The organism is Hymenobacter negativus, assembly GCF_017571495.1.
In the GTDB taxonomy this organism is placed as follows: Bacteria; Bacteroidota; Bacteroidia; order Cytophagales; family Hymenobacteraceae; genus Hymenobacter; species Hymenobacter negativus.
The window spans coordinates 256,423-270,571 of the sequence record NZ_JAGETZ010000005.1; the positions used below are offsets into that span (position 1 = coordinate 256,423).

Annotated in this window: 8 protein-coding genes; 3 read left to right on the plus strand and 5 right to left on the minus strand. The window is 60.9% G+C overall.

Annotated elements, in window-relative coordinates; genetic code table 11:
* Positions 1-3 precede the first annotated feature (3 nt).
* From J4E00_RS13480 to rhaM, 3 genes are all read left to right on the plus strand, one after another.
* Positions 4-1,137, plus strand: a complete 1,134-nt coding sequence (locus J4E00_RS13480) for a glycoside hydrolase family 88 protein (RefSeq protein ID WP_208175696.1) — start codon at positions 4-6, stop codon at positions 1,135-1,137.
* 163 nt (positions 1,138-1,300) lie between these two features.
* Entirely contained in the window at positions 1,301-4,144 is a 2,844-nt protein-coding gene (locus J4E00_RS13485; protein ID WP_208175697.1) for a glycosyl hydrolase, read from the plus strand.
* 72 nt (positions 4,145-4,216) lie between these two features.
* A complete protein-coding gene (gene rhaM, locus J4E00_RS13490) occupies positions 4,217-4,531 on the plus strand; it encodes an L-rhamnose mutarotase (RefSeq protein WP_208175698.1) in 315 nt (104 codons plus the stop codon).
* A gap of 465 nt (positions 4,532-4,996) precedes the next feature.
* Here rhaM and J4E00_RS13495 read toward each other — a convergent pair whose 3' ends face one another.
* From J4E00_RS13495 to J4E00_RS13515, 5 genes are all read right to left on the minus strand, one after another.
* Positions 4,997-5,869, minus strand: a complete 873-nt coding sequence (locus tag J4E00_RS13495; protein ID WP_208175699.1) for a glycerophosphodiester phosphodiesterase family protein — start codon at positions 5,867-5,869, stop codon at positions 4,997-4,999.
* A gap of 111 nt (positions 5,870-5,980) precedes the next feature.
* Positions 5,981-7,480, minus strand: a complete 1,500-nt coding sequence (locus J4E00_RS13500) for a calcineurin-like phosphoesterase C-terminal domain-containing protein (protein ID WP_208175700.1) — start codon at positions 7,478-7,480, stop codon at positions 5,981-5,983.
* A gap of 141 nt (positions 7,481-7,621) precedes the next feature.
* Entirely contained in the window at positions 7,622-8,893 is a 1,272-nt protein-coding gene (locus J4E00_RS13505) for a DUF5689 domain-containing protein (protein ID WP_208175701.1), read from the minus strand.
* A gap of 147 nt (positions 8,894-9,040) precedes the next feature.
* On the minus strand, positions 9,041-10,510 hold the full coding sequence (locus tag J4E00_RS13510; RefSeq protein ID WP_208175702.1) for a SusD/RagB family nutrient-binding outer membrane lipoprotein: 1,470 nt from the start codon (positions 10,508-10,510) through the stop codon (positions 9,041-9,043).
* A gap of 141 nt (positions 10,511-10,651) precedes the next feature.
* Positions 10,652-14,122 carry a SusC/RagA family TonB-linked outer membrane protein gene (locus J4E00_RS13515; protein WP_208175703.1) on the minus strand — a complete coding sequence of 1,157 codons (3,471 nt, stop codon included), beginning with the start codon at positions 14,120-14,122 and terminating at the stop codon, positions 10,652-10,654.
* Positions 14,123-14,149 lie beyond the last annotated feature (27 nt).

Genomic DNA, 14,149 nt, shown 5'->3' on the forward strand with positions numbered 1-14,149 from the left:
CCAATGCGCTTAAAAACCACCCTGAATTCCTTGCTCTGCGCCACGCTGCTGCTCGCGCTGCCGGCCGCCGCCCAGAAGCTCCCGAAGAAAAAAGCCGTGCTCAAAAGCATGACTTTGACCAACGACTACTTTATGAAGAAGTGGCCGGATACGGGCAAGGAAATCGTGACCAATATTGCCCGGCCCAGCCACATCTGGACGCGCGGCGTGTACTACGAAGGCCTGATGGCCCTCTACCAGACCGATAAGCAGGCGCGCTACTACGACTACGCCGTGGACTGGGGCACCAAGCACCAGTGGGGCATCCGGCGGGGCATTACCGACCGCAACGCCGACAACCAGTGCGCCGGCCAGACCTATCTGGAGCTGTACCAGATTGACCCCAAGCCGGAGCGGCTGCACGACATCAAGGCCGCCGTGGATAACATGGTGAACAGCCCGAAAATCGACGATTGGAACTGGATTGACGCGCTGCAAATGGCCATGCCGGTATTTGCTAAGCTGGGCGTGATGACCAAGGATACGGCCTACTACGAGAAGATGTACCGCATCTACAACTACTCGAAAACCCAGCACGGCGGCCAGGGCCTCTACAACCCGCAGGATAAATTTTGGTGGCGCGATAAGGACTTTGTGCCACCCTACAAAGAGCCCAACGGCGAGGATTGCTACTGGAGCCGCGGCAACGGCTGGGTGGTGGCCGCCATGGTGCGCGTGCTGGACGTGATGCCGAAAGACGCCCCGCACCGCGCCGAATACGAACAGATGTATATGAACATGATGCAGGCCCTGCCGCCGCTGCAGCGCCCGGACGGCTTCTGGAACGTGAGCCTGCATGACTCCACGCACTTCGGCGGCAAGGAAATGACCGGTACCGCGCTGTTTGTATACGGCATGGCTTGGGGCCTCAACCACGGCCTGCTCGACAAGAAACAGTACGAGCCCATCATTGCCAAAGCCTGGAAAGGCATGGTGACCGACTGCATCCACAAAGACGGTTTCCTGGGCTACGTGCAAGGCACTGGCAAGGAGCCCAAGGACAGCCAACCGGTAACCTTCACCAGCAAGCCCGACTTCGAGGATTACGGCTTAGGCTGCTTCCTGCTGGCCGGCAGCGAGGTATATAAGTTGAAGTAGGCCTAGCGCCCCTGAGGCCTAACCTTGCCCCGGCCTTCACCCATGGGCAGGAAAGCCGGATAATTTTTAACGTTGATTTAAATAGGTGGGGCCCGCGCCGCCGTGGCTGCCCTCTCCATGGGAGAGGGGCCGGGGGGAAGGGACTGCCACCAGAACGACATACATGAAACGCTCCCTCGCCCTGCTGCTCTTTGCTTCGCTCACTGCCCAGGCACAGGCGCCCAAGTGGCCTGCCATCACCCAGCAAACCAAGCCCTGGACGCGCTGGTGGTGGGAGGGCAGCGCCGTGAACAAAGCCGACCTTACCACCGTGATGACTGAGTACCAGAAAGCCAACCTCGGCGGCCTGGAAATCACCACCATCTACGGTGTGAAAGGTGCCGAAAGCCAGTTCATCGACTTCCTCTCACCAAAGTGGATGGACATGCTCTCGCACACCCTCGCCGAAGGGCAGCGGCTGGGGCTGGGCATCGACATGGCCCAGGCATCGGGCTGGCCCTTTGGCGGGCCGTGGGTGGCGCCGGCTGATGCGTCGAAGTACGTGGCCTACACAACCTACGAGGTAAAAGGCGGCGCGAGCCTGACCGAGCCGGTGAGCTTTATGCAGAAGCCCATCATCACGGCCATCAACCACAAAGTCGACCTCAAGCAATTGGTAGACCCGGTGGCTAAAAACAAGGACCTGCAGACGCTGGCCCTCGACCAGGTGCGCTTCGAGAAACCTCTGCCGCTTCAGACCTTGATGGCGTATTCGGACAAAGGCCAGGTGCTGGATTTGACCAGTAAAGTAGCTGCCGATGGCAAGCTGAGCTGGACCGCGCCCGCCGGCAGCTGGACGCTCTACGCCCTTTTCCAGGGCTGGCACGGCAAGCAGGTGGAACGCGCCGGCCCCGGCGGCGAGGGCGACGTGATTGACCACCTCTCTAAAACGGCTACCGACCATTACCTGGCCTATTTCGATAAGGCATTTGCGGGCCACGATGTAAAGCCGATTCGGGCCTTCTTCAATGATTCATACGAAGTGGACGATGCCCAGGGCGAGGCTAACTGGACGCCGCTCATGTTTGCGGAGTTCCAGAAGCGGCGCGGCTACGACCTGCGCCAGCACCTGCCCGCACTGTTCAACAAAGCCGCCGAGGACGAGAATCAGCGCGTGCTCACCGACTACCGCGAAACCATTTCGGAGCTACTGCTCGAAAACTACACCAAAACCTGGGGCGCCTGGGCCAAAACCCATGGCGCGCTCATCCGCAACCAAGCCCACGGCTCGCCGGCCAACATCCTGGACTTGTACGCCGCCACCGATATTCCGGAAACGGAAGGCGAGAACCTCACGCGCATCAAGTTCGCGTCGTCGGCCGCGCACGTCACTGGCAAGCCGCTGGCCTCGGCCGAAACCGCCACTTGGGAAAATGACCACTTCCTGAGCAAGCTCAGCGACGTGAAGAAGGCCATAGACCGCATGCTGCTGGGCGGGGTAAACCACGTGTTTTACCACGGCACGGCCTATTCGCCGCCCGCGGCCAAGTGGCCCGGCTGGTTGTTCTATGCTGCCGTGGAATTCAACCCGCAGAACCCGTTCTGGACGGATTTTGGCAAGCTGAACCAGTACACGGCCCGCGCCCAGTCGTTTCTGCAAGCCGGGCAGCCCAGCACCGATGTGCTGCTTTACCTGCCGCAGTCCGACGCCTACACCCGGCCCGGCAAGGTGCTGCTCCAGCACTTCGACGGCATCGAGCACGGCTTCAAGGGCCTGCCCATTGAGACTACCAGCGAGCTGCTGCTCACCAAGGGCTACGGGTATGATTTCATCTCCGACAAGCAGGTGCAGCAAATCAAAAACACGGGCAGCACCCTGACGACCAGTGGCGGAGCTCCCTACCAAACCCTGCTTGTGCCCAATGCGCATGTGATGCCGCTGCCCACGCTGCAAAACCTGCTGAAGCTGGCCCAGGGCGGCGCCACCATCGCCTTTCAGCACCAGGCTCCCGCCGATGTGCCCGGCCTGGGCGCGCTGGCCACCCGCCGCGCCGAATTCAAAAAGCTGCTGGCGCAGTTGAAGTTTGCTGACACCAAAACGGCCGGCGTGCAGCAGGCTGCCGTGGGCAAGGGCCGGATTCTGCTCGGCGACGACGTGCCGACCTTGTTGGCCCAAGCCGGCGTGAAGCGCGAAACCTTGACCGACCAGGGCCTGCAATTCATCCGCCGCCGTCATGCCAAGGGGCATTACTACTTCCTAGCGAACTGGGGCGAGAAGCCCTACGCCGGCTGGATAACTCTGCAAACGCCCGCCAAATCCTCGGCTCTTTACAACCCCATGACCGAGCAAACCGGTATGGCCAACATCCGCGCGGCTGCCAACGGCCTGCCCGAAGTGTACGTGCAACTGGCCCCCGGCGAAACCTGCATCCTCGACACCAACGAAGGCACCATCAACGGCCCGGCTTACCCGTACCTGACGGTGGCCGCCGCACCCCAGCCCCTCACCAATCCGTGGGAGCTGAGCTTCCTCTCGGGCGGCCCGGAGCTGCCAGCCAAGCAGCAGGTGAAAGAGCTGACTTCCTGGACGACGCTGGCCGGCGACGCAGGCAAGAAGTTTTCCGGCACGGCCGCCTACACCACCACCTTCGCCCTGCCGCAGGGCAGCGGCGACGGCTTTCTGCTCGACCTTGGCCGGGTGGCTCAGAGCGCCCGCGTGCAGGTAAACGGCCAGCCAGCCACCACGCTGCTCGGTCCGGTGTACCAGGTGTTCGTGCCGAAATCGCAGCTCAAGGCCAGCAACACCCTCACCGTGACGGTGAGCAACCTGATGGCCAACCGCATCGAAGACCTGGACCGCAACCACGTCGACTGGAAGATTTTCTACAACACCAACATGCCCGCCAAGCTCAAGGAAAACCGCGGCGCCGACGGCCTCTTCACTACCGAAAAGTGGTCGCCGCTGGAATCCGGCCTGCTTGGCCCCGTCACCCTCACGCCGGCCTCCATAAGCGCGCCGGTTCAGTAGTTGCCAGGCCCTGGCACAGCTGGCTGACTAACAACTGACAACAAGTAACTAGTACTTGACAACTCATCACCCATGGAAGAAGTAGCATTCACAATGCAGCTCAAGCCCGGCGTGGCCGCCGAGTACCAGCGCCGTCATGACGAAATCTGGCCCGAGCTTTCGGCCCTGTTGCACGAGGCTGGCATCCGCGACTATTCAATTTACCTGGATGCGGCCAGCGGCCGGCTGTTTGCTGTGCAGAAGCGTCTGCCCGGCCACACCACCGACGGGTTGCCCACCACGGAAATTATGCAGCGCTGGTGGGCCTACATGGGCGATTTGATGGATACCAACCCGGACAATTCGCCGGTAGTGCAGTCGTTAACGCGGGTGTTCCACCAGGAATAGTCCAGCTAAAAAAATAAACTCTTTTCGTAAAATCAGGAGAGTGCGGGAAGGTTAGTGTGTGCTCAATCTCCAGTTTTGTACTGTGAGTGCAAACAACCTGACTGGCACGCGGCCACACGGAGAAACGATGGGTGGGAGTCCTCTTTCTTCAATCCCCGCCGCGGGCCACGTCAGTGTTGTGGCATCAAGTATTTCAGTTTCCTTTCCAGGATAACTATAACTATGTTTTTGTCGCTGTTTTGTGGTTGTGCCCGATTTTGGCAGCCCAATTCAGTACTTATATAGATTTAGAAGTCAAATGCTTGAATAATGCTGGTTAATAAAGTTTTAGCCGCTTAGAACCAGGATATCAAGGCGTGAGAGTTTAAGAGTTTTTGTGAGTTTTAGTGAAACAAAACTAACCGAAGATGCGGCCTCCATTGGGGGCCGCTTCTTTTTTGTCTGCACCTGCCGAAAGCAGCATTTTTATTTGAGTGGAAACAGGCCCGGATAATCCGTAATTACCCCATCGACCCGCAGCTGAATCAACTGCCCGACCTCGGCGGTGGTATTAACCGTCCACGGAATGACCTGCATGCGGCGCTGATGGCAGGCCTGCACCAGCTCGGCCGTTACCAGCTTATAAGCAGGACTATAGATGCTCGGTGTAAAGCTGAACCGCGCCAGATTCTTTTCCATGCTTTCTGGGTTGTCGACCAGCAGCGCGGTGCGTAAAGCAGGTTGTACGCGGTGCACAATTTCCAGCGTGCGTGGGTCGAACGACTGGATGATTACGCGGCTCTGGACGCCTTTGGCATTCACCACGGCCAACAGCAGGCGCACAAATTCCTCCGGCGCGGGGTGGTTGGTGCCGTCGCCGTCGGGTGTAGTTTTCGTTTCGATGTTGTAAAACGGTGCGGGCCGCTGCTTGCGCCGCGCATACGTTTCGGCGGAGTCGATGACTTCGGCCAGCAGGGGCTTGTAAGCGAGCAGCTTTTGCTGCTGCGGGAACTTGGGGTTGCCGTGGCTGCCTACGTCGTAGCGCCGGATTTCAGCGTAGGGCAGGCTGTAAATTTTCAGAGCTTTCTCATCGGCTTTGGCAATGGGCTGGCCATTAGGCTGATACACGAAGCCCGAGTTCATAAACGGGTCGTGGGAGAGGAGCACCTGCTTGTCCTGGCTGATGGCAATGTCCATTTCCAGCGTCGTCACGCCCAGGTCCAGTGCCTTGCGCATGGCCGGGATGGTGTTTTCCGGCATCAGCCCGCGGCAGCCGCGGTGGCCCTGAATGTCGAGCGGGCGCGTCTGAGCCAGGGCGGTTTGGGCGAGGAGCAGTAGGGCGAAAACGAAGTTTTTCATGAATGGACTGTAGACCCGAGTACCCCGAATTTCCAATTCGACCCGCTGGAACGATTAATACAGTACGTTCCAGCGGGTCGAATTGGAAATTCGGGGGTACTCGGGCTGTTATCACACGGCAACGGTTTCGCTATATACTTGCCCGAAACGGTCGGTGGCTTCGATGCGGATTTCCTTGGCGTTGGCCGATGGGCGGGCAAAAAACAGGTGGTCCGTCATGGTGGGCTCCACCCATTTGTGTTTGGCGGGCAGGTTTTCGCCGGCCTGGAGCTGCACGGCCAGCGGGTCGAGGCCGGCTTGCTGCTGCATTTCGCCCTGGCGTACGCCGTTTTCAAACCAAGCCACTTTCCACTGCGGGTCCCAGTTCCAAACGTTGGCCACGATTTCATCGGGCCGGCCGGGCACCGCGCCTTTGGGGTAGGAGCGGAGCTGGTGCTTGCGGTCGTGGCCCACGGATTTGTAGTACCACTTTATTTCGCCGCCGCTCACCTCGTATACGCCGTAGCCGCTGGGCGCGCCGTCGGTGCAGATGGGGCCGGTCCACCAGGCGCCGCACACCGCGCCGTGGGTGTGCTCGATGGTGTTTTCGTTGAAAATCTTCTCGCACACGTGCGTGTGGCCCGACATAATGTGCGCCGTATAAGGCTTCAGAATACGGTACAGCTCGGCCCGGTTCGACACCACGCCGCCCAAGGATTCGTCCTTGAGCTTGTTGCGCCGCTGGTCGCCGCTGTCCACCGGAATGTGCAGGGCCACCACCACGGTGCTGCCCGGCTTCACGTGGCTCAGGTCCTGCTCCAGCCACTGCAATTGCTTCTCCGTGAGGTAGCCAATGTACTTTTTGGGTGGGCCGATGAAGAAGACATCATCGAGCACCACGTAGTGCACCTCGCCCCGGTTGAAGGAATAATACGTGGGGCCAAATAAGCTCTTGAAGGTCTGGGCCGAGCCCTCGTCGGTGCGCGCCGTGAGGTCCATGTCGTGGTTGCCAATGACCTGGAAGAACGGCAGCCCGCTGATTTCTACCGCCTTTTTGTAGTCCTCAAACAGCTCGTGCTTGTCCCACACCAAGTCGCCACAGCCGATGGCGAAGGTATTGGCGTCGTATTGCGCGGCCAGCTTTTTTAGGTCCGGCGCGGAGCTGGTGAGCAGTTCATGGCAGTCCTTTTTGTTTATCATCTGCGGGTCGGCCCACACCACGAAGGTGTGTTTGGTGTCGTCGCCGGCCAGCTTTTGCAGGGCGAAGTCGGCTGTCATTTTATCCGTGCCCGGCTTGATAGCCTGGAAGAATTGCGCCAGTCCTTTCTCGTGCGGAAACGCGTAGCCACGTGGGATGGAAATATGAACGAATTCGGCCGTGGCGTTGCTTTCCAGCGTGTATTTACCGGTTTTGTCGGTCAGCACGATGTTGGTGCCATCGGTCACGGCCACGTTGGCAATACCAGTACCATTCTGGTGTACCTTGCCCTTGATGGTAAGCGGTGCGAGGCTGATTTTCTGGCCGCTGGGCGTGGTCTGGGTTTCTTCGGCAGCGAGGGCTGCGGGAGCGAAAGGCAGGCTAAGGCCGGCGCTGACGAGACCAAGGTTTTGGAGGAATTGTCTGCGGAACATGGGCGGTGGTATGATTTGAACAGAACGTCATGCAGAGCGCAGCGAAGCATCTCGCGTGCCACCACTAATTCTGATGATTGAGTTAGTTGAAGCACGCGAGATGCTTCGCTGCGCTCTGCATGACGTTCCTTTTAGCAGCGGTTAGTTTTCGTAGATGGCAATGTCATCCAGCCCCAAGCGCCCGTTCAAAATGGCGGGCGGGTTGCTGGCACCCAGGCCCAGCTTGTTGATGCGGAAGCGCACCGGGCCGCTGATGCTCATGAGAAAGGTGATGGAGTGCTGCCAGTTGCCGGCATCGGTGATGGTGGCGCCAGTTTGCGTCCAGGTGCGGCCCTGGTCCTGCGAGTACTCCAGTTTCCAGGAGCTGGCGGCGTCGGTGTAATAGGCGCCGTAGATGAGCGTGACTTTGGTAGCGCCGTTGGGGAGGTCGAACTTCATTTCCACCACAGCTGGCACCGTCAGGCCCTGCTGTATGCGGATGCCCTGGGCGCCGGTGTACCGGTCGCGCCCCGAGGTGTTGCCGAGGATGGCTTGGTACAGCTTCCAGGGGCCGGTGCCGAAGGTCACGGTGTTGTCGGGCACGGCGGCGGTGTTCATATCATAGCTGCCCTTGGTGGCCTGCGGCACAGCCTCAAAGCTTTCGGGGAAGTTGCGGTAGATGGGGCCGCTGGGGTCCACGGCGTCGGCGGCGGTGCGCAGCCAGAGCTGCGGCGCGGCGGCCTGGCTGGCGTCGAGGCCACCCACCGGGATGCCCAGGAACGTGGCGCTGGCCGGAATGCGGCGCGTTGCGAAAGCCGCGCCGGCTTCGGTGTGCAGGGTGATGCTTTTGCCCGCGCCGTCGGCCAGGGTTTTGTTGCCCGCATAGGTGTCGCCCGATACGGGCAGCGGCGTGATGCTGCCGCCGGTGATGCGGACCAGCGTGCCTTCGTATTGGTCGAAATTGGTGAGCAGGGTTTCGATGTTGATGTCGCGGGCGCGCACGGCGTTGTTGCTGCTCACCTTGCGCACGCGGTCGGCCGTCACGCCTTCGATGCGGAGCGCGCCGGTGGTTTTGGTCAGCGTGGTGCCAGCCACATCCACCACCACCGAGTCGCCCACGGCGACGTTCGCGTTACCATTCAGCGGGATGATGATGCCGCGTACCACACCGCGCCGCTTGTTTTGCACCACCAGTGTGGTGGGGCCGCCGGGCACGTTGGCCCCGCTGGCATCGGAAACGACGATGCCCACAACCTGGTGCGCGCCCGAAAGCTGGGCCTGTTCCAGCGGCACGCTCGCGCCCTGGTAGAGCCGGCGCAGGTCCTCAAGGGAGACAATTGGGCTGGGCTGGCCGGCCGCGTAGTCGGGGTTTTCTTCCAGGCAACTGGTGAGGGTCAGGGCCGTGAGGAAGGCGATTAGAAGCTTAGATTTCATTTGAATTCAATGGGATTGTTTGGCCGTCATGCTGAGCGTAGTCGAAGCATCTCGCTCGTTTCGTTGCAATCGGGTCTGATTACTGGTGGCACGCGAGATGCCTCGGCTGCGCTCGGCATGACGGCCTTTTGTCATCTTTCTGCTATCCTACAATTGCCACCACACCTTCGTGTTGATATCATCCGGTCCCTGGTCGGCCACGGCGGCCTGGTAATTTAATTGGTTCAGGCTCTGCACGTAGAGTGGGTAGTTGATGCGAGCGGGCATCCGGCGGTTGTTCTTCAGGCCGGGGCCGAGGGGCAGCACCGGGTGGCCCGTGCGGCGGTACTCAAACCACTGCTGAAAATCGGTGAAAAACAGCGCGTAATACTTCTGCAGATGAATTTGGTCGAGCTTAGTATCGAAGGTGCTGGTGGGCTCCCACTTCACGTCGGCGTTGGTGAGGAAGGGGCCGGGTACGGTGAGGCCCCAGAGCGTGATGCCGTTGGTGGCGCCGGTTTCGTAGTAGGTTTTGGCGTCGCCCGTAATCCAGCCGCGCAGGGCGGCTTCGGCCAGCAGCAGCTGCACCTCGGGGTAGTTGAGGATGTTGCCGAGCAGCGGCTCGGTCATGAGCGTGGCGGGGTAGGTCGATTTGCCTACCGGAATCTGGGTGGGCAGGTAGCCACTCGGGATGCCCTCGTAGGTGCCGTTCGAGAGGGTGGCCCACTTGGCCAGGCGCGGGTCGTTCCACTCCACCAAGTTGTTGATGAAAAACTCGCTCATTGAGCTGAACGAGCTGAAATCGGCCGTGCGCCAGGTTTGGAAGGGCGACTGGTAGGGCGCGGTGCCGGTCCAGCGCAGAATGGCCGACTCCGCATTGCTGGCGATGAGCGGATAGTTGCCGGGGTTGGTGCTCACCATGTCGCGCAGCTTGGCCTGCGGGCTCAGGCCACCCGGCGCAATGGCGTCGGTCCGGTTCGACACGCGCATGAGCAGACGCAGGTAGAGCGAGTTGCCAAACTTGCGCCATTTCAGCGCGTTGCCTTGGAACAGCGGGTCGAGCTGCGACTGGTCGGCGGTGAGGTCGACGTTGGTTTTCAGCAGTTCGTTGGCTTCCTCCAGCTTCACAAACAGGTCGCGGTAGATGTCTTCCTGCCGGTCGAACTTCGGCTGCAGCTGCCCGGCGCGGCCCTGGATGGCCTCCGAATACGGCACGTCGCCAAACGTATCCGTCAGCAGCGAAAACGTCCAGACTTCGCAGATGCGGGCAATGGCCATAAAGGTTTTGCTCTTCACCGCCGTCGCACTCTGGTACATGTCGCGGAAATCGGTGAGCTGGGTATACCAGCCGTTCCACATGTAATCGGCCTCTGCCGGCCGGATGACGTAGCGGTGAAACTCGTCGTTATCGACCCGCGACACGTGCACCTGCATCAACTCGTTGGTGATGCGGAAAGCGCGGTCCATATTACGCTTCACCAAATCAGTAAGAGCCGGCGCCAGCAGCGTTTCGGGAATGACGTTGGGGTTTTGGTTGGGGTTGATGTTCATCTCCTCAAAGCCCTTGGTGCAGGCCGGCGCAGTAGCTAGGCCGGCAGCGGTGAGGAGCAGGAGGAACAGGCGGTTTAGGGTTTTCACGACGATGAAAGTGGAATGTAGAGACGCGACACTTCGCGTCTCGTCGTTGCTGATGTTGTTTAGCCGGTGCAGTCCTGGTTGGTCAAAGGGACGTTCCACGACGAGACGCGAAGTGTCGCGTCTCTACACCGTTCTCGATTTCTAGATCCCCACCGTCAGGTTGATGCCCATGGTGCGGGTGCTCGGGAACTGTCCCAGCTCAAATCCCAGGTCAATGGTGCCGTCGTTCAGGGTGCCGAATTCGGGGTCGAAGGCGGGCCATTTAGTGAAAATGAACAGGTCGCGGCCGTAGAGGCCGATGGAGGCCTGGGTCAGCTTCAGCTTGCTCAGCAGCGTGGCGGGCAGGGCGTAGTCAAGGCGCATCTCGCGTAGCTTGATGAAGTCGGTGCGGAAGAGGTTGGCCTCCACGTTGTCGCGGCCGTAGTGGGCGGTGTAGTAGGCCGGGATGTCGGTGGCCACCACGTCGTTGGGGCGAAAGGTGCCGTCGCCGTTGGCAATCACGCCGTTGCCGATAATGCCGTTGTAGCGGCCCGGCAGCGTGAGGTTGCTCTTGCCCTGCTCGGCCAGCACCGCGTTGGTCATCGAGTAGGCTTTGGCCCCAAACTGCCCATCGAACAAAATATTGAGACGCAGCTGCTTGTAGCTGAACTCGGTGCCGGCGCTGGCTTTCCACTGCGGCAGCGCGTTGCCGAGGTATTTGATTTCGTCGCCCAGCACGGGGTAGCCGTTCTGGTAGATAATCTGGCCGTCGGGGGCGCGCTCGTAGCCACGCCCATAAATGGCGCCCATGCTGCCGCCGGGCCGCGCTTCCACTGAGCCACGGCCGCCGGGGCCGCGCTGCAATTGGTAAGTCAGCACGCTGTCGGCCAGGCTCACCACCTGGTTGCGGTTGGCGGTGAAGGTGCCGTAGGTCTTCCAGCTGAAGCCCTTGGGGCTCGTAATAATTTGGGCGTTGGCTTGAATTTCCAGGCCCTCGTTGCGCACCAGGCCGGCGTTCAGCACGGCGTAATTGTAGCCCGAAGCGCGGTCCACGGGCACCCGCAGAATCTGGTCGAAGGTATTGTTGCGATACACCGCCACGTCGATGCCGATGCGGTTGCGCAGGAAGCGCAGGTCGGCGCCCAGCTCGATGCTTTCGGTGCGGCGGGGCTTCAGGTTGTCGTTGGCAATGGCTTCGGGGTTGCTCAACCCCGAGGCAAAGCCCGAGGCTACCGCGTAGGTGTACGACGTGAGGTAGGGCGTGGTGGTGCCGCTGCCCACCTGCGCCACCGAGGCCCGCAGCTTGGCAAACGACACGAATTCCGGCAGCGGCACCAGCGTCGAAACGATGGTGCTCAAACTGGCCGATGAGTAAAACGGCACCCGCGAGGCCTTCACCGACGTGGGCGTGGCCAGCGTGCTGGTCCAGTCCTGTCGCCCGGTCAGGTCGAGGTACAGGAAGTTGTTATAGCCCACGGTAGCCAGTCCGTAGAAGCTGTTCACCGCAAACTCGGCCCGGTAGGGCAGCGCCAGCGGCAGGTCGCGGCTGTTGGCGAAGGTGAACACGTCGGGGTAGAGCAGGCGCTCGGCGCGCAGCTCGTCCTTATTGTAGCGGTTGCGCAGGGTGCTGCCGCCGCCCGACAGGCTCGTCTCAAACTTGCCAAATTTGTGGGCGTACTGTAGCAGGAAATCGTGGTTCATCTCCTGCGAGAAGATGTTCTGGGTGCGGTACATGCCCTCCTTGTACTTCTCGGTATCCTTCGGGCGCTGCTGCGAGCGGGCCTCGTACGAAAAGTCCAGCGCCGAGCGCAGCATCAGGTTCCAGTCCTTGCCGAACTTGTAGTTCACCTGCACGTTGCCCGTGAGCGAGTTGCGGTTGCTCTTGTTTAGCATCTCCCGCGTAATCAGGTAGGGGTTATCCACCAGGCTGCTAAAGGGATAGCGCTGCGTAATGCCCGTCGCGCCCGGCGCCCAGTAGTCCTTTATCCAGCTCAAATCCGCGTTCGGCAGCTGAAACATGGTCCAGTACATAATCGTCTGGTTGTTGTAGCCGGTGCTGGGGAGGTTGTCGCTGTTGCGGTTGGTGTAGTTCACCTTGGTCGACACCGTGAGCCGGTCGGTAATCTTCTGGCTGGCCGACAGCGCCACGGTGTTGCGGTCGTAGCCCGTGTTCGGGATAATCCAGGTATTCTGGAGGTTAGTCAGCGAGAGGCGCACGGCCGTGCGGTCGGTGCCGCCGTCCAGGGCAATGGTGTTGGTAAAGGTTTTGCCGGTTTGGAAGAAGTCCTTGCGGTTGTTTTTGTAGGGCACCCAGGGCGTGCGCTCGGCGCCGGTAGTATTGGTAGCTGGGTCATATTGGAAGAACGACTGCCCGTTGAATTTCGGCCCCCAGGCCGAGCTGGTGCTGCGGGTGCTGGGTCCGTCGGCGGTGGCATTGTAGGAGTAGTAATTCTCGCCCGCCGCGCCCTGGCCGTACTCATATTGAAAGTCGGGCCAGCGCGAAATCTGGTCCAGCGCCGCGTTCGAGTTGAAGGTGACACCAATGCCTTTCTTGCGCGCCTTGCCCGATTTGGTGGTGATGATGACCGCGCCGTTGCCGCCGCGCGCGCCGTACAGCGCCGTGGCCGCGGGCCCCTTCAGCACCGTCACCGACTCAATGTCCTCGGGGTTGATGTCGTTGAGGCTGGTGCCGAAATCGACCGGCGACTCCGATTGCAGGTAGGCCGTGCTGCCGTTGCCGGTGTTGCGGTTGCTGCCGCCCAGCACCACGCCATCTACGACGATAAGCGCATCATTATCACCCGCCAGCGAGCTTTCGCCGCGCAGCACAATCTTGTTCGAGCCGGCCGGGCCGCCGCCCGAGCGCACCAGGTTCAGCCCCGCCACCTTGCCCGAGAGCGCATCGGTCCAGTTGTTGGATTTGGCTTCGGTAAGCTGCTCGTTGCTCACCTGCGTCACGGAGTAGCCCAGCGCTTTCTCCTCCCGCTTGATGCCCAGCGCCGTCACCACCACTTCGTCGAGGCTGGTCACGTCCTCGCGCAGGGTCACGTCGTACCTGTTGTCGCCGCCCACCGTCAGCTCCTGCTGCACGAAGCCGATGAAGGAGAAAATCAGCACGTTGCCGGGCTGCGCGGCCAACTCATAGCTGCCATCCGCATCAGTAATAGTGCCCGTGGTGCTGTCCTTGATGCGGACGGAAACGCCCGGTAGACCACCGCCTTTGGCGTCCACCACGCGGCCCTTCACGGGCGCGGCTTTGCGCGTTTCGTCCGCCTTCACCAGAATGCGCTTCTGCTGCATGGTGAACTGCACACCGGCCTGCGGCGCCACCAGGTCGAGCACGGCGCCGAGGGTGCTGTGCGGGGCGTCTACGCTGATTTTACGGCCTAGCAGCCCGGCTTGGTCCACGTATAGAAACCGGTAGCCAGTTTGCTGCTCGATGCTGGCGAACACCTCGGCCAGCGGCTGCTGGTGCACCGTGAGGACGCAGGGCGTAGCGGCGGGCTCGTCCTGCACTGCGGCCAGCCCCGTGGCCGTAGCAAAGCCGGGCACGGGGCTCAGGGCGGTCAGGCTCAGGCCCAGCAGGGCGCGCCGGTAGCGCCGCCCCGTTCGGGAGTACCTCGTTTTGGTCATAAGTTTGTGCGTGAGCGTTGTTAAGTG

Bases quoted from the DNA above. Each gene is read 5' to 3' on its own strand.
- rhaM (WP_208175698.1), top strand. From the start codon at position 4,217: ATGGAAGAAGTAGCATTCACAATGCAGCTCAAGCCCGGCGTGGCCGCC.
- J4E00_RS13500 (WP_208175700.1), bottom strand. From the start codon at position 7,480: ATGTTCCGCAGACAATTCCTCCAAAACCTTGGTCTCGTCAGCGCCGGC.
- J4E00_RS13480 (WP_208175696.1), top strand. From the start codon at position 4: ATGCGCTTAAAAACCACCCTGAATTCCTTGCTCTGCGCCACGCTGCTG.
- J4E00_RS13515 (WP_208175703.1), bottom strand. From the start codon at position 14,122: ATGACCAAAACGAGGTACTCCCGAACGGGGCGGCGCTACCGGCGCGCC.
- J4E00_RS13485 (WP_208175697.1), top strand. From the start codon at position 1,301: ATGAAACGCTCCCTCGCCCTGCTGCTCTTTGCTTCGCTCACTGCCCAG.
- J4E00_RS13505 (WP_208175701.1), bottom strand. From the start codon at position 8,893: ATGAAATCTAAGCTTCTAATCGCCTTCCTCACGGCCCTGACCCTCACC.
- J4E00_RS13495 (WP_208175699.1), bottom strand. From the start codon at position 5,869: ATGAAAAACTTCGTTTTCGCCCTACTGCTCCTCGCCCAAACCGCCCTG.